This is a genomic window from Pectobacterium sp. S5 (genome assembly GCF_051707265.1).
GTDB lineage: Bacteria > Pseudomonadota > Gammaproteobacteria > Enterobacterales > Enterobacteriaceae > Pectobacterium > Pectobacterium polare.
Map to the genome: position 1 here is coordinate 454,471 of NZ_JAULSZ010000003.1, position 18,809 is coordinate 473,279.

At 53.5% G+C, this 18,809-nt stretch carries 15 protein-coding genes; 9 read left to right on the top strand and 6 right to left on the bottom strand.

Annotated elements, in window-relative coordinates:
- Positions 1–28 precede the first annotated feature (28 nt).
- The 5 genes from mazG (at position 29) to QWJ20_RS14505 (ending at position 7,730) form a co-directional block, all read left to right on the top strand.
- Positions 29–841, top strand: a complete 813-nt coding sequence (mazG, locus tag QWJ20_RS14485) for a nucleoside triphosphate pyrophosphohydrolase (RefSeq protein WP_433992817.1) — start codon at positions 29–31, stop codon at positions 839–841.
- A 226-nt stretch (positions 842–1,067) separates the two neighbouring features.
- A complete protein-coding gene (pyrG, locus tag QWJ20_RS14490) occupies positions 1,068–2,705 on the top strand; it encodes a glutamine hydrolyzing CTP synthase (RefSeq protein ID WP_039486203.1) in 1,638 nt (545 codons plus the stop codon).
- Between the two features lie 98 nt (positions 2,706–2,803).
- Complete coding sequence (eno, locus tag QWJ20_RS14495) at positions 2,804–4,099, top strand: phosphopyruvate hydratase (protein WP_039513233.1); 1,296 nt, start codon at positions 2,804–2,806, stop codon at positions 4,097–4,099.
- A gap of 356 nt (positions 4,100–4,455) precedes the next feature.
- Positions 4,456–6,648 carry a TonB-dependent receptor gene (locus tag QWJ20_RS14500; protein ID WP_433992818.1) on the top strand — a complete coding sequence of 731 codons (2,193 nt, stop codon included), beginning with the start codon at positions 4,456–4,458 and terminating at the stop codon, positions 6,646–6,648.
- A gap of 5 nt (positions 6,649–6,653) precedes the next feature.
- Complete coding sequence (locus tag QWJ20_RS14505; RefSeq protein WP_433992819.1) at positions 6,654–7,730, top strand: ABC transporter substrate-binding protein; 1,077 nt, start codon at positions 6,654–6,656, stop codon at positions 7,728–7,730.
- A gap of 90 nt (positions 7,731–7,820) precedes the next feature.
- Here the strand turns inward: QWJ20_RS14505 and QWJ20_RS14510 are convergent, their stop codons facing one another.
- Positions 7,821–8,498 (bottom strand): type 1 glutamine amidotransferase domain-containing protein, encoded by a 678-nt coding sequence (locus QWJ20_RS14510; protein ID WP_174869602.1) that lies wholly within the window; start codon positions 8,496–8,498, stop codon positions 7,821–7,823.
- A gap of 47 nt (positions 8,499–8,545) precedes the next feature.
- Positions 8,546–9,964, bottom strand: a complete 1,419-nt coding sequence (locus QWJ20_RS14515) for a coniferyl aldehyde dehydrogenase (protein WP_433992820.1) — start codon at positions 9,962–9,964, stop codon at positions 8,546–8,548.
- 172 nt (positions 9,965–10,136) lie between these two features.
- Here QWJ20_RS14515 and QWJ20_RS14520 point away from each other — a divergent pair, with 172 nt between their 5' ends.
- The 3 genes from QWJ20_RS14520 to bglB all read left to right on the top strand — a co-directional run bounded on the left by QWJ20_RS14520 (position 10,137) and on the right by bglB (position 14,071).
- Entirely contained in the window at positions 10,137–11,027 is an 891-nt protein-coding gene (locus tag QWJ20_RS14520; protein WP_039486189.1) for a LysR family transcriptional regulator, read from the top strand.
- A 301-nt stretch (positions 11,028–11,328) separates the two neighbouring features.
- Positions 11,329–12,888, top strand: coding sequence for an MFS transporter (locus QWJ20_RS14525; RefSeq protein ID WP_174871071.1), 1,560 nt, complete (start codon positions 11,329–11,331; stop codon positions 12,886–12,888).
- Between the two features lie 43 nt (positions 12,889–12,931).
- On the top strand, positions 12,932–14,071 hold the full coding sequence (gene bglB, locus QWJ20_RS14530; RefSeq protein WP_119888575.1) for a beta-galactosidase BglB: 1,140 nt from the start codon (positions 12,932–12,934) through the stop codon (positions 14,069–14,071).
- Between the two features lie 169 nt (positions 14,072–14,240).
- Here the strand turns inward: bglB and QWJ20_RS14535 are convergent, their stop codons facing one another.
- Both QWJ20_RS14535 and QWJ20_RS14540 read right to left on the bottom strand, forming a co-directional pair.
- Complete coding sequence (locus QWJ20_RS14535; RefSeq protein ID WP_039486185.1) at positions 14,241–14,987, bottom strand: SDR family oxidoreductase; 747 nt, start codon at positions 14,985–14,987, stop codon at positions 14,241–14,243.
- Positions 14,988–14,995: 8 nt separating this feature from the next.
- The gene (locus QWJ20_RS14540; protein WP_095700448.1) at positions 14,996–15,979 is read right to left on the bottom strand and encodes an MBL fold metallo-hydrolase; all 984 of its coding nucleotides are present in this window, start codon (positions 15,977–15,979) and stop codon (positions 14,996–14,998) included.
- A 203-nt stretch (positions 15,980–16,182) separates the two neighbouring features.
- Here QWJ20_RS14540 and queE point away from each other — a divergent pair, with 203 nt between their 5' ends.
- The gene (queE, locus tag QWJ20_RS14545; RefSeq protein WP_119888578.1) at positions 16,183–16,854 is read left to right on the top strand and encodes a 7-carboxy-7-deazaguanine synthase QueE; all 672 of its coding nucleotides are present in this window, start codon (positions 16,183–16,185) and stop codon (positions 16,852–16,854) included.
- A gap of 84 nt (positions 16,855–16,938) precedes the next feature.
- Here the strand turns inward: queE and queD are convergent, their stop codons facing one another.
- Positions 16,939–17,301, bottom strand: coding sequence for a 6-carboxytetrahydropterin synthase QueD (queD, locus tag QWJ20_RS14550; RefSeq protein ID WP_010309068.1), 363 nt, complete (start codon positions 17,299–17,301; stop codon positions 16,939–16,941).
- 82 nt (positions 17,302–17,383) lie between these two features.
- Positions 17,384–18,718 carry a glycoside hydrolase family 28 protein gene (locus tag QWJ20_RS14555; RefSeq protein WP_433992821.1) on the bottom strand — a complete coding sequence of 445 codons (1,335 nt, stop codon included), beginning with the start codon at positions 18,716–18,718 and terminating at the stop codon, positions 17,384–17,386.
- Between the last annotated feature and the right edge of the window lie 91 nt (positions 18,719–18,809).

An 18,809-nucleotide genomic window follows, 5' to 3' on the forward strand; every position in this document is an offset into this window, starting at 1 on the left:
CAATAATTGTTTGATTTCCAGGAATATTATGACTGTATCTTTGACGAACGTATCCTCCGTCGAGCGCCTGCTCTCCATCATGAAAACCCTCCGCGATCCTGAAAATGGCTGTCCGTGGGATAAGGAACAGACGTTTGACACCATCGCGCCTTATACGCTGGAAGAAACGTATGAAGTGCTGGATGCCATCAGCCGTCAAGATTTCGATGACTTGCGCGGTGAGCTAGGGGATTTGCTGTTTCAGGTGGTGTTTTACGCGCAAATGGCGCAGGAAAAGGGCCTGTTTGATTTCTCCGACGTGTGTAACGCCATCAGCGACAAGCTGGAACGTCGCCACCCGCATATTTTCGGCGACCTGACGCTGACGGACAGCGATGCCGTGCTGGCCAAGTGGGAACAGACCAAGGCGCAGGAGCGTGCGGAGAAAGATCGTCATTCGCCGTTGGATGACATTCCAGATGCGCTGCCTGCCCTGATGAAAGCGCAAAAAATTCAGCAGCGTTGTTCGTCTGTGGGCTTCGATTGGGACAGCCTGGGCCCGGTGCTCGACAAAGTGTATGAAGAGATCGACGAGGTGATGCACGAAGCGCGGCAAGCCGTTGTCGATGAAGAAAAATTAGGTGAAGAGATTGGTGATTTATTATTCGCAACAGTCAATCTCTCTCGTCACCTGGGACACAAGGCTGAGAATGCATTGCAGGCGGCAAATCGCAAGTTCACTCGTCGTTTTCGTGAGGTAGAACAAATCGTTACGGCATCGGGAAAAACGCTGGAACAGGCGACGCTGGATGAAATGGAAGCCGCATGGCAGCAGGTGAAAAAACAGGAAATAGGCCATTAATCTATTTTTAATCACAAACCGTGTTTTTATCGATTTTAATAAGTTTATTGTATTGTTATTAAAGGTAATTATTGGTTGTGGTGAGGGCGGTTTTACCTCGCCTTCGAGTGTGTTGGAATCGCCACATTGTGTAAAACGAACATTTGTGGCGTTCATCAGGTTCAGGTATACTACTTTCCCGTCTTGGTACCTCCATCGTCTTTAAACCTAAACTCTCAGGTTCAGCATGACAACTAATTATATTTTTGTGACCGGCGGGGTCGTTTCCTCTCTGGGTAAAGGCATTGCCGCAGCCTCTCTGGCGGCTATTCTTGAAGCCCGTGGCCTCAACGTTACCATCATGAAACTGGACCCGTACATCAACGTGGATCCGGGCACGATGAGCCCGACGCAGCATGGTGAAGTGTTTGTCACCGAAGACGGCGCCGAAACCGATCTGGACTTGGGTCACTACGAGCGTTTCATCCGCACTAAAATGTCGCGCCGCAACAACTTCACCACTGGCCGTATCTACTCTGATGTCCTGCGCAAAGAGCGTCGTGGTGACTATCTGGGCGCGACTATTCAGGTGATCCCACATATCACCAACGCGATTAAAGAGCGCATCATTGAAGGTGGCGAAGGCCACGATGTCGTTCTGGTCGAAATCGGCGGTACCGTCGGCGATATCGAATCTTTGCCGTTCCTTGAAGCGATTCGGCAGATGGCGGTGCAAGTGGGCCGTGAACATACGCTGTTTATGCACCTGACGCTGGTGCCGTATCTGGCGGCGGCGGGCGAAGTGAAAACTAAGCCGACGCAGCACTCTGTTAAAGAACTGCTTTCCATCGGTATTCAGCCTGACGTGCTGATTTGCCGTTCCGACCGCACCGTGCCGGCCAATGAGCGTGCAAAAATTGCTTTATTCTGTAATGTGCCGGAAAAAGCAGTAATCTCCCTTAAAGACATTGATTCGATTTATAAAATCCCGTCGCTATTGAAATCACAGGGGCTGGACGATTATATTTGTAAACGATTCAGCTTGAACTGTCCCGAAGCGAACCTGTCAGAATGGGAACAGGTTGTGTATGAAGAAGCGAATCCGGGCGGTGAAGTCACTATCGGTATGGTCGGCAAATATGTTGCGCTGCCGGATGCCTACAAATCCGTTATTGAAGCCCTGAAACACGGCGGGTTGAAGAACCGTCTGACGGTGAATATCAAGCTGATCGACTCACAGGATGTTGAAACCCGTGGTGTCGAAGTATTGAAAGATTTAGACGCTATCCTGATTCCGGGCGGTTTTGGCTATCGTGGTGTCGAAGGGAAAATCATGTCGGCGCGTTACGCCCGTGAGAACAATATCCCTTATCTGGGCATTTGCCTGGGGATGCAGGTCGCATTAATGGAATTTGCCCGTAACGTTGCCGGGATGGAAGGGGCAAACTCAACGGAGTTTGTGCCAGACTGTAAGTACCCAGTGGTTGCGTTGATCACCGAATGGCGTGATGAGAACGGTGAAGTTGAAATCCGTGATGAAGCCAGCGATCTGGGCGGCACCATGCGCGTTGGCGGGCAGCAATGCCATCTGACCGAAGGCAGTCTGGTGCGTCAGATGTACGGTGAGCAGACGATTATCGAACGTCACCGTCATCGTTATGAAGTTAACAACATGCTGTTGAAACAGATTGAAGCGGCGGGATTACGGGTTGCTGGTCTTTCCGCCGACCGCAAACTGGTGGAGATTGTCGAGTTACCCGATCATCCCTGGTTCGTTGCCTGTCAATTCCACCCGGAATTCACGTCAACGCCGCGAGATGGACATCCCCTGTTTGCCGGCTTTGTGAAAGCCGCTGGCGCGTACCAGAAGCGTCAGATGAAGTAAGAGTTATATCAGCAACGCGCGATCACTATCGCGCGTTGTTCGTCTAGGGTTTTAGTTCTATCTAAAGTTTTAGTTTAACTTGTACTGAGGAAAATCTAATGTCCAAAATTGTTAAAGTCATCGGCCGTGAAATCATCGACTCACGCGGAAACCCAACTGTTGAAGCGGAAGTTCATCTGGAAGGTGGTTTTGTAGGTCTGGCTGCTGCGCCATCAGGAGCTTCTACTGGCTCTCGCGAAGCACTGGAACTGCGTGACGGTGACAAATCCCGTTTTCTGGGCAAAGGCGTAACGAAAGCTGTTGCTGCTGTTAACGGCCCGATTGCTCAGGCTGTACTGGGTAAAGACGCGAAAGATCAGGCGAACATCGACAAGATCATGATCGACCTGGATGGTACTGAGAACAAATCCCAGTTCGGTGCTAACGCCATTCTGGCCGTTTCTCTGGCAGCCGCTAAAGCAGCCGCTGCGTCAAAAGGCCTGCCGCTGTATGCTCACATCGCTGAACTGAACGGCACCCCAGGCAAATACTCTATGCCACTGCCAATGATGAACATCATCAACGGTGGCGAGCACGCGGATAACAACGTTGATATCCAAGAGTTCATGATTCAGCCTGTTGGCGCGAAAACGCTGAAAGAAGCCATCCGTATGGGTTCTGAAGTGTTCCACACCTTGGCTAAAGTTCTGAAATCCAAAGGTATGGGTACGGCTGTTGGTGACGAAGGTGGCTATGCGCCAAACCTGGGTTCTAACGCCGAAGCGCTGGCTGTTATCGCTGAAGCGGTAAAAGCTGCAGGCTACGAGCTGGGCAAAGACATCACCCTGGCGATGGACTGTGCAGCGTCTGAATTCTACAAAGACGGTAAATACGTTCTGGCTGGCGAAGGCAACAAAGCGTTCACCTCTGAAGAGTTCACCCACTTCCTGGAAGATCTGACCAAACAGTACCCAATCGTCTCTATCGAAGACGGTCTGGACGAATCTGATTGGGCTGGCTTCGCTTACCAGACTAAAGTTCTGGGCGACAAAATCCAGCTGGTTGGTGACGATCTGTTCGTAACCAACACCAAGATCCTGAAAGAAGGTATCGATAAAGGTATCGCTAACTCCATCCTGATCAAATTCAACCAGATCGGTTCTCTGACCGAAACACTGGCTGCAATTAAAATGGCGAAAGATGCAGGCTACACGGCTGTTATCTCTCACCGTTCAGGCGAAACTGAAGATGCTACCATCGCTGACCTGGCAGTAGGTACAGCGGCTGGCCAGATCAAAACCGGTTCTATGAGCCGTTCTGACCGTGTTGCTAAATACAACCAGCTGATTCGTATCGAAGAAGCGCTGGGTGATGCTGCACCGTTCAATGGCCTGAAAGAAGTTAAAGGCCAATAATTACGTCTCTGGTGTCATCAGGCCGCTGAGAAAACGCCCTGATATACGCCAACGTGATTAACCCTAAAAATCCAGAAGCGTGAAAACGTTTCTGGATTTTTTTATGACAATCCCCGCTACGCTTATCGCTCTATACCTGTCATGTTTCCTGCCGTGCGGATGCCTGATACCCACGACGTAGTACCTTTCCTACACCCTGTTTTTATATTTTAATTTTTAAAATTCAACGTTTTATAAAATAAATCCCTCTATGGCTCGTCTTATTTTCTTTTTGTCATGTCTGTATAGTATGCGGCGATATGTAAAAAATTACATATCGATTATTGACATAATATTGACCAACAGGGACATAGCAGATGAAAGCCCCAAGAAAAAATAATAGAAAAAAAGCACAGTGGTTATTGCCAGCATTAATGGTGGTTGTTCCACCCGTATTGAACGCCGAACCGACAACCAGCAAGGTCAACGAAAAGGCAAAAGCGGCCGATGTGATGGTCGTCAAAGCGGAACGCAGTGAGGCGAATGCAAATCTGGCTGGCGCAGGCATGACGACCGATGATGTAGAAATCGGGCCGCTGGGGAAACGTTCACGGCTGGATACGCCGTATTCGACCACGACCGTGACAGAAGCCATGATTGCCAATCAGCAGGCGAAGAACGTTAACGATCTCCTGAAGTACAGTGCATCCAGCCAGATGCAGGCGCGAGGCGGCATTGACGTCGGTCGCCCGCAGAGTCGCGGTATGCAAGGTGATGTGCTGGCGAACAGCCGGTTGGATGGATTAAACATTATTTCCACCACGGCGTTCCCGGTCGAAATGCTGGAAAGACTGGATGTGATTAACAGCCTGACTGGCGCGCTGTATGGACCTGCCAGCCCGTCCGGCCAGTTTAACTTCACACAAAAAAGACCGACAGCCCAAGCGCTGAACCGTTTTACCGTGGGCTATTCCGGTAAAGGTGCCGCGATGGGCCATGCCGATTTAGGTGGACATCTGGGTGACGAAAACCAGTTCGGCTATCGCATCAACCTGCTGCACGATGAAGGCGAGGGGAGTATTAGCAACAGCACGCTGAGACGGCAACTCGCCAGTGTCGCGTTTGACTGGAATCTCTCACCTGACACGGTGCTGGAAGTTAATGCCAGCGAGTATCGCTTCAGAAAAATGGGTTATGCCAGTGGGTTTTCCTATGGCAATGCTATCCAGTTGCCCAGCGCACCAGATATCACGAAACAAGGATACGGGCAGAGCTTTGCGGGTCTTGACCTCATTACCAAAACTGCCAGCACGCGCATGAAACACTACTTCAACAATAACTGGTATGCCTCGGGCGGGGTGGGCTATCAAACCGCCGATCGCGGTATGCGCTCGTTGGGACACGCGATTCAAAATAATGGAACGGTTACATCTCGATTGACCCAGCCTTACTCTGCGGGGCGCTTTAAGGTATTGAGCAATACGCTGCAACTGAATGGCCATATTGATACTACCGGGCCTTCTCATGACGTCGTCTTTAGCACCACGGGTTACCAGTGGACGAACTATGCGGCGCTGGGGAATTCGAATCCCTATACGCTAGGTTCCAGTGCGTTTGATGCGCCACGCACTTACACCGACCCTAGTGACGGGCGCTTTTATGTGGGTTCTGGTCGCTATAAATCGTCGCGCACCAGCCAGCAGGCCATCACCGCTGGTGATACCATTACGTTTAACGAGCGCTGGTCGGCCATGGGCGTAGTGAGCCAAAGTTGGATCACCTTCCGTACCTTTGGCTCTAATGGCGATGTACAACGTGATACGGGTACCAGCCCGACTGTGTCATTGATGTACAAACCCGTGCCTAACGTGATGACCTATGTCGCCTATGCCGATTCACTGGAGCAGGGCGGCACCGCGCCAACAGATGATTATGTGGTGAATAAAGGGCAGACGCTGAAGCCTTATCGCAGTACCCAGTATGAAGCGGGGGTGAAATCGCAGTGGGATGGGATGAACCTGAACGCGGCTATTTTCCGTCTGGAACGCCCCTTCGCGTATGTCGCAGCAGATAACGTATTCAAAGAGCAGGGTAATCAGGTCAATACGGGTCTGGAGTTAATGGCGGATGGTGAAGTGCTTTCCGGTTTGCACCTCTACGGCAGCATGACGCTGTTGGATCCCAAGCTGAAGGACACCGAATTAGCCGCAACGCGTGATAAGCGAGTGGTTGGGGTGCCAAAGATTCAGGCCAATCTGCTGACGGAATACAGCCATCCGTCTGCACCCAATCTGGTCTATATCGCGAATCTTCACTACACCGGTAAGCGTGCGGCCAATGACACCAACACAACGTGGGCAGACAGCTACGTCACGCTGGATTTGGGCACACGCTACGGCTTCAAACTGTACGATAAGCCTGCGGCATTTCGTGTTGCACTCAATAACGTCACCAATGAACGTTACTGGGCTTCCATATTCCCTGGCAGCACGGACGGCATTAACGGCGGTGCCAATGCGTTTGTCGGTGAACCGCGTGAAATCCGCGCTTCTCTGACCGTTGACTGGTGAGTGCGATGCTGAAACGTAACCTTACCACTCGCTATCGCGCGTATTTGCTCAATGCGTTAGTGCTGTTGGCGGTGAGTTTCTCCGGCGTGCATCGGGTTCAGGCGGAAACGCCTGAACCCGCTACGCGGACGATTCACTATTACGGCGATCGCTCTGTGACGGTGCCCGCGACGGTTGAGCGGGTTGCCACCTCGTGGAATGCGCAAAACTCGATACTGGCGATGCTGGGCTATGGCGATCGTATTGTCGGGACGACGAAGCTGGTGCGCGATATGCCGCTGTTCCGCCAGTTTGTGCCGTCCATTACGCAGGCATCGCTGGTTGCTCATAGCGGAAACATGGGAATTAATACGGAAGCGCTGATCTCTCGCCGTGCTCAGGTCTTTTTCGTGTCGGACAGCGTGCCGGTTGCTGAAGCGGAAGCGCTGAGTAAAGCGGGGATTGCCATCGTACCGCTCCGCTATAACTCGCTGGCGGCAATGGTCGAACGCACGCTGATTACCGGTGAGGTTCTGGGGCCGGACGCATCGCGTCGGGCACAGGATTTTGCTGCCTACTATCAGGATAACGTCAGGCGAGTGACGGAGGTGATCCAGAACATTCCGTCACAGCAGCGTGTGAAGGTCTACCATGCGGTTGGCGATCCGTTAACGACATCGGGACGTCCTTCGCTGAATCAGGACTGGATGGATCTGGGTGGCGCGATCAACGTGGCGGAGCCGTGGTTTAGCCGTTCTGGTGTGACAACCGCACCTGTGTCGCTTGAGCAGATTTTTCAGGCCGATCCCGATGTGATTATTACCATGCGGGCTGGGGATGCGAAGGCGATTCGTCAGGATGCGCAGTGGCAGCAGCTACGTGCGGTGAAGCAGGGACGCGTTTATGCGAATCCGCTAGGGATGTTCTGGTGGTGTCGGGAAACGTCGGAGCAGGCGCTGCAATTTCTTTGGCTGGCAAAAACGCTGTATCCGCAGCAGATGCAGCACATTGATATGGCAAAAGAGACGCATGATTTCTATCAGCGCTTTTACGGTTTCGATTTAACCGCGCAGCAGGTGGATACAATATTGTCTCCACCTTGAGATATGCCGAGGTGGAGTACTTAATGACAGGGCCGCATCGTGATGCGGCCCTGTTTTTTAGACACAGACAAATGAGGGGTATCGCGCGGATTAAGCCAGCTGCTTGAGAATCGCTTTAGCAACCACTTCCGAGCTTGCCGGGTTCTGACCGGTGATCAGCTTGCCGTCTTCAACGAGGTACGGTGCCCAGTCAGGGCCTTTTTCATACAGGCCGCCGAGTTTCTTGAACTCATCTTCAATCAGGAAAGGCACTACGTCCGTCAACTGAACCGCCTCTTCTTCACCGTTGGTGAAGCCTGTCACTTTGCGGCCTTTAATCAGCGCGTCGCCATTTTCTGCTTTCACATGAATCAGCACGCCTGGCGCGTGGCAGACAAAACCGGTCGGCTTGTTGGCACGTACAAAGGCTTCGATGAGCGCGATAGAGACCGGCGATTCTGCCAAGTCCCACAGCGGGCCGTGACCGCCAGGATAGAAGACGGCATCGAAATCCTGTTCGATGACGGTATCGAGTTTTACCGTATTGGCCAGTTCCTGCTGTGCGGCTGGGTCTGCTTTAAAGCGATGCGTCAGCTCGGTTTGAAAATCGGCCAGATCGCTTTTTGGGTCGAGAGGCGGCTGGCCACCAGCAGGGGAGGCGAGCACCAGCTCGGCACCTGCATCTTTAAAGGTGTAATAAGGTGCGGCAAACTCTTCCAGCCAGAAGCCGGTTTTATTACCGGTGTTGCCCAGTTCGTCGTGAGAAGTCAGTACCATTAAAATTTTCATTATTTTTCTCTCTATGGTTGCAGGATGATCGGGTAGATAGACGCCAGTTAGCCTTTGAGTACGGCGACAATTGCGTCTTGTTTTTCATGGTAAGGCGCACGCAGTGTCAGGTTAGACGCGCCATCTTCACTTTGTATGACAATCGGTTTGGCATGGCTGAAACGGCGGAATCCGTGAACGCCGTGATATGCACCGATGCCGGATGCGCCGACGCCGCCGAACGGAAGTGTGTCGATAGACACGTGCGTCATCACATCGTTGATGACCAGCGCGCCTGATGTCGTTCTGGCAGCGAAACGCTGCTGCATGGCTTCATCGTTGCTGAACAGATAAGCCGCCAGCGGGCGTGGATGCGCATTGATGTAGTGAATCGGTTCCTCTGCCGCCTGATAGGCTTTAATCGGCAGCAGCGGGCCAAAAATTTCTTCCTGCATGATCGTCATATCATCATGTACGCCGAACACCAGATGCGGAGCAATTTTGCGGCTTTTCGCATCGTAGGGTGCTTCGCCTTCCGGTGCCAGACTGACGACGGTCGCGCCTTGCTGCTCAGCCTCTTTCAGAATACGAATCAGGCGATCGTAATGCCTGTCAGCAATGATAGACGTGTAATCCGGGTTCGCCTGTAGCGCCGGGAAACTTTTCTGCATAAAGGCTTTCGCCGCATCGCGGAAAGCCTTCTCTTGACCTTCGGGCAGCAGAACATAGTCCGGCGACAGGCAGATTTGTCCGGCGTTGAAGGTTTTCACCGTCAGCGTACGTTCAACGGCTTCGGTGATGTTTGCGCTGAAATCGATGACGACGGGGGATTTGCCGCCCAGCTCCAGTGTGACCGGCACCAGATTCTCTGCTGCCGCACGCATCACATGTTTCCCAACGGCGGTGCTGCCGGTGAAGACCAGATGATCGAACGGCAGTTCGCTGAATGCCTGACCGATTTCTGCATCACCCAGCACCACGGCCAATTCCAGCGGGTCAAAGTAGTGGGCAATTAATTCTGCCAGCAGTTCAGACGTACGCGGCGTGAGTTCTGACGGTTTCAGAATCGCGGTATTACCGGCGGCAAAAATGTCAGCCAGCGGGCCGAATGACAGGTTTACCGGAAAGTTCCACGGGCTGATTACGCCGATCACGCCCAGCGGTTGATGCTGAATCCACGCCTGCATGCCGGGAGCAGGTTCATCCACGGATTCTGGCTGCATCCAGCGTTCAACGTTGTCGATGGCGTTCTGAAGTATTTTCAGCGTGATGCCGATGTCGGCAGCGAACGAGTGATACAGGCTGCGATGGCCGAAATCATCACTCATGGCCTGCGCGAGCGCCGCATGGTTTTCACGGAGCAGATTGATGCTGCGCTGTAAGCGATCTTGACGCAGCGCGGCATCGGCTGGGCCAGATGCAATGTGAGCACGCTTCATCGTATTCAGGATGGCTTGTAAATCCTTTTTGGATTGTTGCGTCGACATGTTTTGTCCCCTTTTAGTCGTCGATTACCAGAGAAAACAGAAAGTTAGCCGGGGTTTCCGGGTCACTCAAGATGGGATAAAGGATACGGCAGGGGTTGATCCGTCCGCCAACAAGATTATTATTCGGGGGATATAAATAATTTTATGGGTATAACCTCTCTATAGGTCTTGTATGTCACTCATCCGTCTACGCACGTTTGTGGAAGTCTATCGGCAGCGCTCGATTAGCGGAGCGTCGCGCGCGCTCAATCTGACTCAGCCAGCGGTGTCGCAGCACATTGCCGGGCTGGAGGTGGCGGTGGGGCGGCGTCTCTTTGAGCGTCAGGCAAATGGTGTGACGCCAACGTCAGCGGCAGACGACTTAGCGGCGGATCTCGGGGACAAGCTCGATGAAGCCGAGGCGGCGCTGGCCTCTGCCCGCGCGAGGTCAATGGACGTCTCAGGGACGCTGCATATCATTGGTCATGCGGACTTCATGGCTGAAGTGGTGTCTGAGCAGCTATTGCCGCTGCTTGAAGCGGGCGTGCGGGTGCATATGCATACCGGCGACGGCGATTTGATTAAACAGATGCTGCTGGAAGGGCACTGTGATTTGGGCATAACGGCGCACCCGGTGACGGATAAGCGGCTGAAAAGCGATCTGCTAAAGAGTGCGACATTACAGGCGGTGGCGGCTCCCGCGATTGTCGAACGGCTATTGCAGACGGGCGATCTGCCGCAGGCGCTGGCACAGGAACCGATGCTGGCGTATGACCTTGAATTTCCCCTGATCGATCACTGGTTGAAGAAGAACCGCATGGAGGAGAAGGGACTGGTGCCCGCCGTGGTGAGTCAGGATCTGCGTGCGCTGCGTCGCGTGCTGACCAGTGGATTTGGCTGGACGGTGATGCCGGTGTATTTATGTCAGGATCTGCTGGATACGGGGGAGCTTGCCATTATTCCGCCTCCTGTCGGCACAACGCAGTTGGATTACTATCTGGCCTGGGTACCGGGCGCACTGCGCCAGCCGCGTTTAGCCCACGCGCGGCAAACCTTCCTGTGGCGATTGCAGCACGCTGAATAGCGCTAGTCTCTGCTAAAAAAGCGCCATTTTTCAAGACATCGCGAGGCAACGCCCGCTGGCGACGTTGCCTTTCTTCCTGCTGACTTCCTATCTTCTATCCTGTGATCGCCATAAACGAACTGTTGGTTTCGTTCAGTTAAAATGGCTTTTTATAAAATCTTTGAAGCGGATCGCACCAATCTTCCCTGTGCTGCCAGCGTGGGGCGCGTGGTGGCAAAAGCGCAAAGGTTTTCACGATCGCCGGGCGCTACCGTATCAGCGTGACACCTTCATAATTAAAAATGTTCGGGGAAGGATGGCGATGAAAACGCGTAAGATCGGTTTGGCTAACTATTTAGCCTACGGTTCAGGGGACTTTCTTGGTGCTGGTACAACGGCACTGACGGCCGCTTGGTTACTCTATTTTTACACCACGTTCTGTGGCTTAACGCCGATTGAGGCAACGTTTATTTTTGCGATGGCGCGTGTGCTTGATGCCGTCGTCAGCCCGCTGATGGGCTTCCTGACCGATAACTTCGGTTCAACCTGGCTGGGCAAACGCTTTGGCCGCCGCAAATTCTTTATTCTGCTCGGTATTCCCTTCGTGTTCAGCTACAGCTTCATGTGGGTCGGGGATATGAGCTATTGGTACTATCTGCTGACGTACCTGCTGTTCGATGTCGTGTATACGATGGTGCTGGTGCCGTATGAAACACTGGTGCCGGAAATGACCGACGATTTCAAACAGAAGACCAAGTTCTCTGGCGCACGTATCGCGCTGGCGCAGCTGTCTGCGATTTTGGCCGCGTTCCTGCCGGGCATCCTGCTGGGCTACTTTGGTAAAGACAACGCGATTTCCTTCTTCTATTCGAGTCTGGTGTTCTCCGTTATCTGTGCGCTGGTGCTGACGCTGGTCTATTTCTTTACCTGGGAACGGCCGCGCGATCAGATGTCGGAAGCGTCGCTGCGGGCGGAGAAAGAGCGCCAGTCTCTGACGTTAGGCCAAAGCCTGAAACGGCTGAACGTCGAGCTGGTTTCCACGCTGCGTATTCGCATTTTCCGTCAGCATCTTGGGATGTATCTGGGCGGGTATATCGCGCAGGACGTGTTTAACGCTGTGTTCACTTATTACGTGGTCTTTGTGCTGATGCAAAGCCCGACCATGGCGTCTAACCTGATGGGAACGATGGCGATTCTGCAATTCATTGCGGTGATCGGCATGATTCCGCTGTGTATCCGCTTTGGACCAGCTCCATCTTACCGCTTGGTCGTGTGCCTGTTTGGCGTGAGTGCGCTTTCCTACGCCGTCCTGTGGTACAGCGGTCTGCATGACACCTTCTCTCTATTGCTGTTGATTTCTGCGCTGGCTGGCATTGGGCGCGGCGGGATCAACTACGTGCCGTGGAACACCTACACTTACATCGCGGATGTGGATGAAGTGATCACCGCGCAGCGTCGCGAAGGGATCTTCGCTGGGATTATGACGCTGACTCGCAAAGCCTCTCAGGCTGGTGCGGTGATGCTGGTGGGCGTGGTGTTACAGCTCTCCGGCTTTGTCTCCGGCCAGAGCGTGCAGGCACCGAGCGTTAGCCACACGATTCTGATGATTTTGAGCTTCGGCACCGTGGGCGTGTTGGCGCTGGGCTTCCTGGTTTCTCTGCGCTTTAAACTCAACCTGCAAACGCACAGCGTGCTGCGAGAAGAGACGCTGAAAATGCGTGAAGCCGGGCGTCCTGTGCCGGAGAAGATTACGCCGCAGGCGCGGGCAACGGTCGAAATGCTGGCTGGTATGCCGTATGAATCGCTGTGGGGCAATAACAACATCGGCTATCTGAATCGCCATAAAGGCGACAAGCCGGTCGCGCACGCCACGCAGTCGTAACTGTATTGAACTGTTAACTGATAACTCAATTGGATGAATGACTATGACCGTATTCAGTGTAAAACATAGCCCGCTTTTACGTCAGCCAGAACGCTTCATCTCCCGTGAGGATCTGAAGGCGCTGATTTGCCGTATCACCGACAATCTGGTGAATATTGAGGATAAAACCGGTGAGTTCTTGTTACGGCTGGACGATGGTCGGGTGATTGATACCAAAGGCTGGGCGGGTTGGGAATGGACGCACGGCATCGGGCTGTACGGGATTTATCAGTATTACCAGCAGACGGGTGACGAGCAGATGCGCGCCATCATCGACGACTGGTTTACCGAGCGTCTGGCGGAAGGTACGCCGACGAAGAACGTGAACACCGTGTGCCCGTTCCTGACGCTAGCTTATCGCTATGAAGAAACGGGCGATGCGCGCTGGTTGCCGTATCTGGAGCGCTGGGCGGAGTGGGTGATGTACGAAATGCCGCGCACGGACAAGCAAGGCTTGCAGCATATTGTTTATAACAATGAAAACCATCAGCAGATGTGGGACGACACGCTGATGATGAGCGTGCTGCCGCTGGCGAAAATCGGCAAGCTGTTAAATCGGCCTGAGTTTGTGGAAGAAGCCACGTATCAGTTCCTGCTGCATGTGCAATATCTGATGGATCGCGAAAGCGGCCTGTGGTTCCACGGCTGGACGTTCGAAGGGCAGCACAACTACGCGAAAGCACGTTGGGCGCGTGGTAACAGCTGGCTGACGATCGTTATTCCTGAATTTATCGAACTGCTGGATCTGCCGGAAAACAACGCGACGCGTCGCTTCCTGTTACAGGTGCTGGAAAGCCAGATTGAAGCATTGGCGAAATATCAGGATGACAGCGGCCTGTGGCACACGCTGATTGACGATCCGAATTCGTACCTTGAAAGTTCGGCAACCGCCGGTTTTGCCTACGGTATTTTGAAAGCGGTACGCAAGCGCTACGTCGATCCGAGCTACGCTGAGGTGGCGGAGAAAGCGATTCGTGGCGTGATTAATCATGTCAATCAGGACGGTGAACTGACGCAGGTATCATTCGGCACCGCGATGGGCAACGATCTGGATTTCTACCGCAACATCGCCCTGACCTCCATGCCGTACGGCCAGGCAATGGCGATCCTGTGTCTGGCGGAATATTTGCGGGTGTATTTGTAATTGGGTCATCGCTCTGGTCTGTGAGAGGAGAATTCTAGGCTGGATAGAAGGTACTGAGCCCATTTTTAGGGGAAACACAGGGGGAGGTTCCCGTAGGGACGCCTCACCCCTGTGGTAGCCCCGTGTATCTCAATCTAAACGATAGATACTGTAAGATAAGAGGGATGTTTCATTTCCCACCCGCCAGATCGATAAAATTCCCTGTGACATAGGACGCTTCATCCGATAACAGCCAGCCTATCGCTTGTGCGACTTCCATCGGGTGACCACCTCGCTTCATCGGCAGTGAATGCTTGATGCGATCGACCCTTGCCGGTTCGCCGCCGTCAGCATGCATATCGGTATAAATAAAACCGGGCCGTACGGCGTTAACACGAATGCCCTGATCGGCGACTTCCAGCGATAAGCCAATCGTCAGCGTATCAAGTGCGCCTTTTGATGCCGCATAATCAATATATTCATGCGGTGAACCCAGCCGGGCGGCGGCGGATGACACGTTGACGATAGCGCCGCCTTTTCCGCCATGACGGAACGCCATACGCTTGACCGCTTCCCGAGCACAGAGAAAACTGCCCACCGTATTGGTCGCAAAAATGTCGTTAAGCCGCACGGCATCAAGCTGTTCAATGGTGGCTTGAGGTTTAAGCATCGCGGCGTTATTCACCAGACCTGTGAGGCAGCCAAGTTCTTTATCCGTCCGCTTAAAAAGCTCAATAACCTGCTCTTCATCGGCGATATCGACCTGAACGGCGATGGCCGTCCCGCCACTTGCGCGAATCTCTTCGAGAACGCTATTCGCACTGTCCTGCTGGGTGCGGTAGCCGATGCAAATCTTGTGGCCTTTTCCTGCCAGATAGCACGCGGTTGCGCGGCCAATGCCGCGCGAACCGCCAGTAATCAACGTAATGAACGCCATTCTGATACCTAGTTCTTTAGCCCTGCCACACTGTAATTCACTGGAAGCCAGCGATAGCCGTTGGTGGTGCCGTTGCGTTCCAGACGCGTACCGACGTGGCCGATGCCGGGGAAGGGCAGGTGAGCGCCTGCAACCCAGTAACCCTGGCTGGCGGCGTCGGCCAGCACTTTATTACGGGATTCCGTCGCCTGATCCATATTTGAGTCAAAGCTGATGGTGGTGGCCGGTAAGCTCATTTGCACGGCTTCCGCATGAATGATGTCTCCCCACGCCAGCAGTTTTTTACCTTCGCTCTCGATCAGAAAAGACGTGTGCCCCGGCGTATGTCCCGGACTCGGAATCGCGGTGATGCCGGGTAACAATGCGGCTTGCTGAGCTGGGAACGTTTTCAGCTTGTTCTCTTTGCGAATAGCATCAAAGGTACTTTGCACGCGCTGGAACGCGGATTTTCTGTTCTCTGGTGCGTTCTTCAGATTATCCGGGCTGAGCCAGAAGTCAGTTTCTGGCTGGCTGACATACACGGTGGCATTCGGGTAGCTGAGTTTCTTGTCCTGCACCAGACCGCCAAAATGGTCGCCGTGCAGGTGAGTCATCAATACAGTATCGACTTGTTCAGGTTTGTAGCCCGCCGCAATCAGGTTCGGCAGCACTTTTCCGACCGTAGGGTTGCTCTGCTTGCCGTTGCCCGTGTCTATCAAAATCAGGTGTTTGCCAGTATTGACCAAATAGGCATTGATGGAGGTTTCCACCTGCGGCGTCAGCGATTTCTCTGCCAGCAGTTCGGTGATTTTTTCCGGTGGAGTGCGCTGTAACAGTTTGTCCATTGGCATGGTGTTGGTGCCATCAGACAGCGCGGTAATTTCAAACTGGCCCAGCATCATGCGGTAATAGCCCGGCTGAGTTTTAATCTGCGCGATATCCTGTGCCTGAACAAATGCAGGCACAAAGGCGCTCGAGATGAGTAATAGGGCGAGAGGTTTCAATAACTTCATTGATTCTTATCCTTGTTAATAATGAAACGTATGAAAGCAGGTGAAGTTGTAACAACAGATTGATTATTGACGCACGGGCCAAATTACTCAACTGTCCTGACGTTGGCGTGTTCTCGCCAGATTTGTCACGGCGTTTCCGCCATCCTGCAACGCGAATGATTTAGGGTATAATGCATTTTTAAGTGAGAGAGACAGTGAAAACCATGCAGTACCCGATTAATGAAATGTTCCAGACGTTACAGGGCGAAGGCTATTTTACCGGTGTGCCGGCGGTGTTTGTGCGCCTGCAAGGCTGCCCGGTCGGCTGTAGCTGGTGCGATACCAAACATACCTGGGACAAGCTGGCAGAGCGGGAAACCTCATTGGATCAGGTGCTGGTAAAAACGGAAGAAAGCGATGCCTGGGGCGCGGCGAGCGCGGACGACATTCTGGCGCGGATGGTGCAGCAAGGCTACACGGCACGCCACATTGTGATCACCGGCGGCGAACCCTGTATCCACGATTTAGCACCGCTAACGCTACAGCTGGAAAAGCAGGGTTTCAGCTGCCAGATCGAAACCAGCGGCACTCATGAGGTGCGCTGTTCGCCAAAAACCTGGGTGACGGTATCGCCGAAGGTGAATATGCGTGGCGGTATGAAAGTGCTCGATCAGGCGCTGCAACGGGCGGATGAGATCAAACACCCGGTGGCGCGTGAGCGTGACATTGAGGCGTTAGATGCATTACTGGCGCGGCTTGATGATGATAAGCCGCGGATTGTGGCACTACAGCCGATCAGCCAGAAAGACGATGCGACCAAGCTGTGTATCGAGACCTGCATCGCCCGCAACTGGCGGCTGTCTATGCAGACACATAAATACCTGAATATCGCCTGATATTCATTTACTGATAATAGCGACTGAACGTAGCGGCGTGAGAGAGGAATACTCACGCCAGACTACAGCACCACCACTTCTTTATTACTCGCCTTTATAGACGCAGCCGGCGGTGCAGGTTTCTTTCACCATCACGGCGCTGAGCAGCGGTAATGTCGGCTTCAACTGGTGCCAGATCCAGTGCGCCAGCACTTCGCTGGTTGGGTTTTCCAGACCGGGGATCTCATTCAGATAGTGATGATCCAACCGTTCCCACGTAGGTTTGAACGCGGCTTTCAGCTCAGAGAAATCCATCACCCAGCCGGTATACGGATCCACTTCACCGGTAATTTCCAGTCTCACCATGAAAGAGTGCCCATGCAGCCGTCCGCATTTGTGGCCGTCTGGTACGTGGGGCAGATGATGCGCGGCTTCAAACTGAAAATCTTTAAAGAGTGTAGTGACCATAGCGATGTTCCCGGTTTCGTTCTGAAAAAGGAGCTCTCAGAACATAGTATGCAAAAAACCGTCGCATACTACCCGAAAGTGCTTATTCTTCCAACTGCACGATCTCCGCATGATGCCAGCCGGAGGGCAACGGATCGGGACGGCGGATCGTCATGTGGCGGGTAGTCAGGTTCAGGACGCCACGGGCAAAGAGCGCGGGCATGCCGCCAGGGTAGTGCTCAACGCCGAATGCGCGTCCCGTTGTGGGATCGACCCGATACGCATTGTCCAACCCCATACCCGTCGGACGTTCTGGATTACAGGGCGGACGCACATCGTACATGCCCTGTTCCGGTGAGTCGCTCTGCCGCTGTTCGAGATGTACGGCATGGAAATGGATATCCCGAATGTAGCCTGCGGGCGTGCTGTGCAGGTTAATCGCTCCCTCGCTGACACCGGCGATCTGAGAAAACTGTACCGCTTCGATCCGACCCGGTTCGATGGCGGGATCGCGATAGCGCACGGAGATAAAGATCGGATCGGCCTTGCCCCAGTGGCACGGATGCGCGGCGACGCACTGGAATGTGATGTTGCTGAATTGCAGGCGTCGGAACGTACCGCCATCGCGCGAAATCAGGCCGATCGCGCGGTTGGTATCGTAAATGGCGCAGTTGCTGACGGAAATGTCTTCAATGTCTGCAAAGGTTTCGGTGCCGATCTTCAGGGCGCAGCTCTTGGATCGTAACAGGCAATTGCTGATGACGACCTGCTGCACCTTACATTGCAGATGGGGCGGCTTATTGGTGGTTTTGATGCACAGCGCATCGTCGGCGGCGCTCAGCGAGCAGTTGCTGATTTGCACCTGCTGGCAGCTGTCGAGATCCAGCGCATCGGTATTTGCCATGCTCAGATCGTTATCAATCGTCAGACGTTCGACGATGATTTGGCGACAGCTGACCAGATGCACGGTCCACATCGGGGCGTGTTCAATCGTAAAATCACACAGGCGGACGTGTTCGCAATCCTCAAAGACCACAATGCGCGGGCGATGCTGTGCAGGCAGGCGATAGCCCTGATCGTCGGGCTCTGCGGAGAAATAGGCATCGGCATTTCCCATAATCTTACCCTGACCGCAGATCGTGATATTGCGTTGTTGGTAGGCATAAAGAAATGCACGGTGCGACAGCTCTGCCATGCTGATCGTCGTGGCCTGCGCAAACTGTTCATAGTCACCGCTGACGATTAACTCAGCCCCTGCCTCCAATTGCAGACAAAAATTGGAAGGCAGCAGTAATCCCCCTAGTAGATAGCGTCCCGGTTCCACTGTCAGGGTGCCACCACCCTGTGCCGCAATCCGATCGATAGCCTGCTGAAAGATGGCGGTATCTGGCGTAATGCCGTCGGCAGCGGGGGAGTATGACTGAATAGAGTGCTTCATCGCTTTATCCTATCTGATCGAGCCTGCTCCGATTGCAGCACGTTTGCTGGCCTTTGGCTGTGCCTGTTGTGGTGAAATCTGCGGAGGTTGG

Coding starts and splice junctions, on each gene's coding strand:
- queE (WP_119888578.1), top strand. CDS start 16,183: ATGCAGTACCCGATTAATGAAATGTTCCAGACGTTACAGGGCGAAGGC.
- eno (WP_039513233.1), top strand. CDS start 2,804: ATGTCCAAAATTGTTAAAGTCATCGGCCGTGAAATCATCGACTCACGC.
- mazG (WP_433992817.1), top strand. CDS start 29: ATGACTGTATCTTTGACGAACGTATCCTCCGTCGAGCGCCTGCTCTCC.
- QWJ20_RS14525 (WP_174871071.1), top strand. CDS start 11,329: ATGAAAACGCGTAAGATCGGTTTGGCTAACTATTTAGCCTACGGTTCA.
- QWJ20_RS14510 (WP_174869602.1), bottom strand. CDS start 8,498: ATGAAAATTTTAATGGTACTGACTTCTCACGACGAACTGGGCAACACC.
- bglB (WP_119888575.1), top strand. CDS start 12,932: ATGACCGTATTCAGTGTAAAACATAGCCCGCTTTTACGTCAGCCAGAA.
- QWJ20_RS14500 (WP_433992818.1), top strand. CDS start 4,456: ATGAAAGCCCCAAGAAAAAATAATAGAAAAAAAGCACAGTGGTTATTG.
- QWJ20_RS14535 (WP_039486185.1), bottom strand. CDS start 14,987: ATGGCGTTCATTACGTTGATTACTGGCGGTTCGCGCGGCATTGGCCGC.
- pyrG (WP_039486203.1), top strand. CDS start 1,068: ATGACAACTAATTATATTTTTGTGACCGGCGGGGTCGTTTCCTCTCTG.
- QWJ20_RS14540 (WP_095700448.1), bottom strand. CDS start 15,979: ATGAAGTTATTGAAACCTCTCGCCCTATTACTCATCTCGAGCGCCTTT.
- queD (WP_010309068.1), bottom strand. CDS start 17,301: ATGGTCACTACACTCTTTAAAGATTTTCAGTTTGAAGCCGCGCATCAT.
- QWJ20_RS14515 (WP_433992820.1), bottom strand. CDS start 9,964: ATGTCGACGCAACAATCCAAAAAGGATTTACAAGCCATCCTGAATACG.
- QWJ20_RS14555 (WP_433992821.1), bottom strand. CDS start 18,718: ATGAAGCACTCTATTCAGTCATACTCCCCCGCTGCCGACGGCATTACG.
- QWJ20_RS14505 (WP_433992819.1), top strand. CDS start 6,654: ATGCTGAAACGTAACCTTACCACTCGCTATCGCGCGTATTTGCTCAAT.
- QWJ20_RS14520 (WP_039486189.1), top strand. CDS start 10,137: ATGTCACTCATCCGTCTACGCACGTTTGTGGAAGTCTATCGGCAGCGC.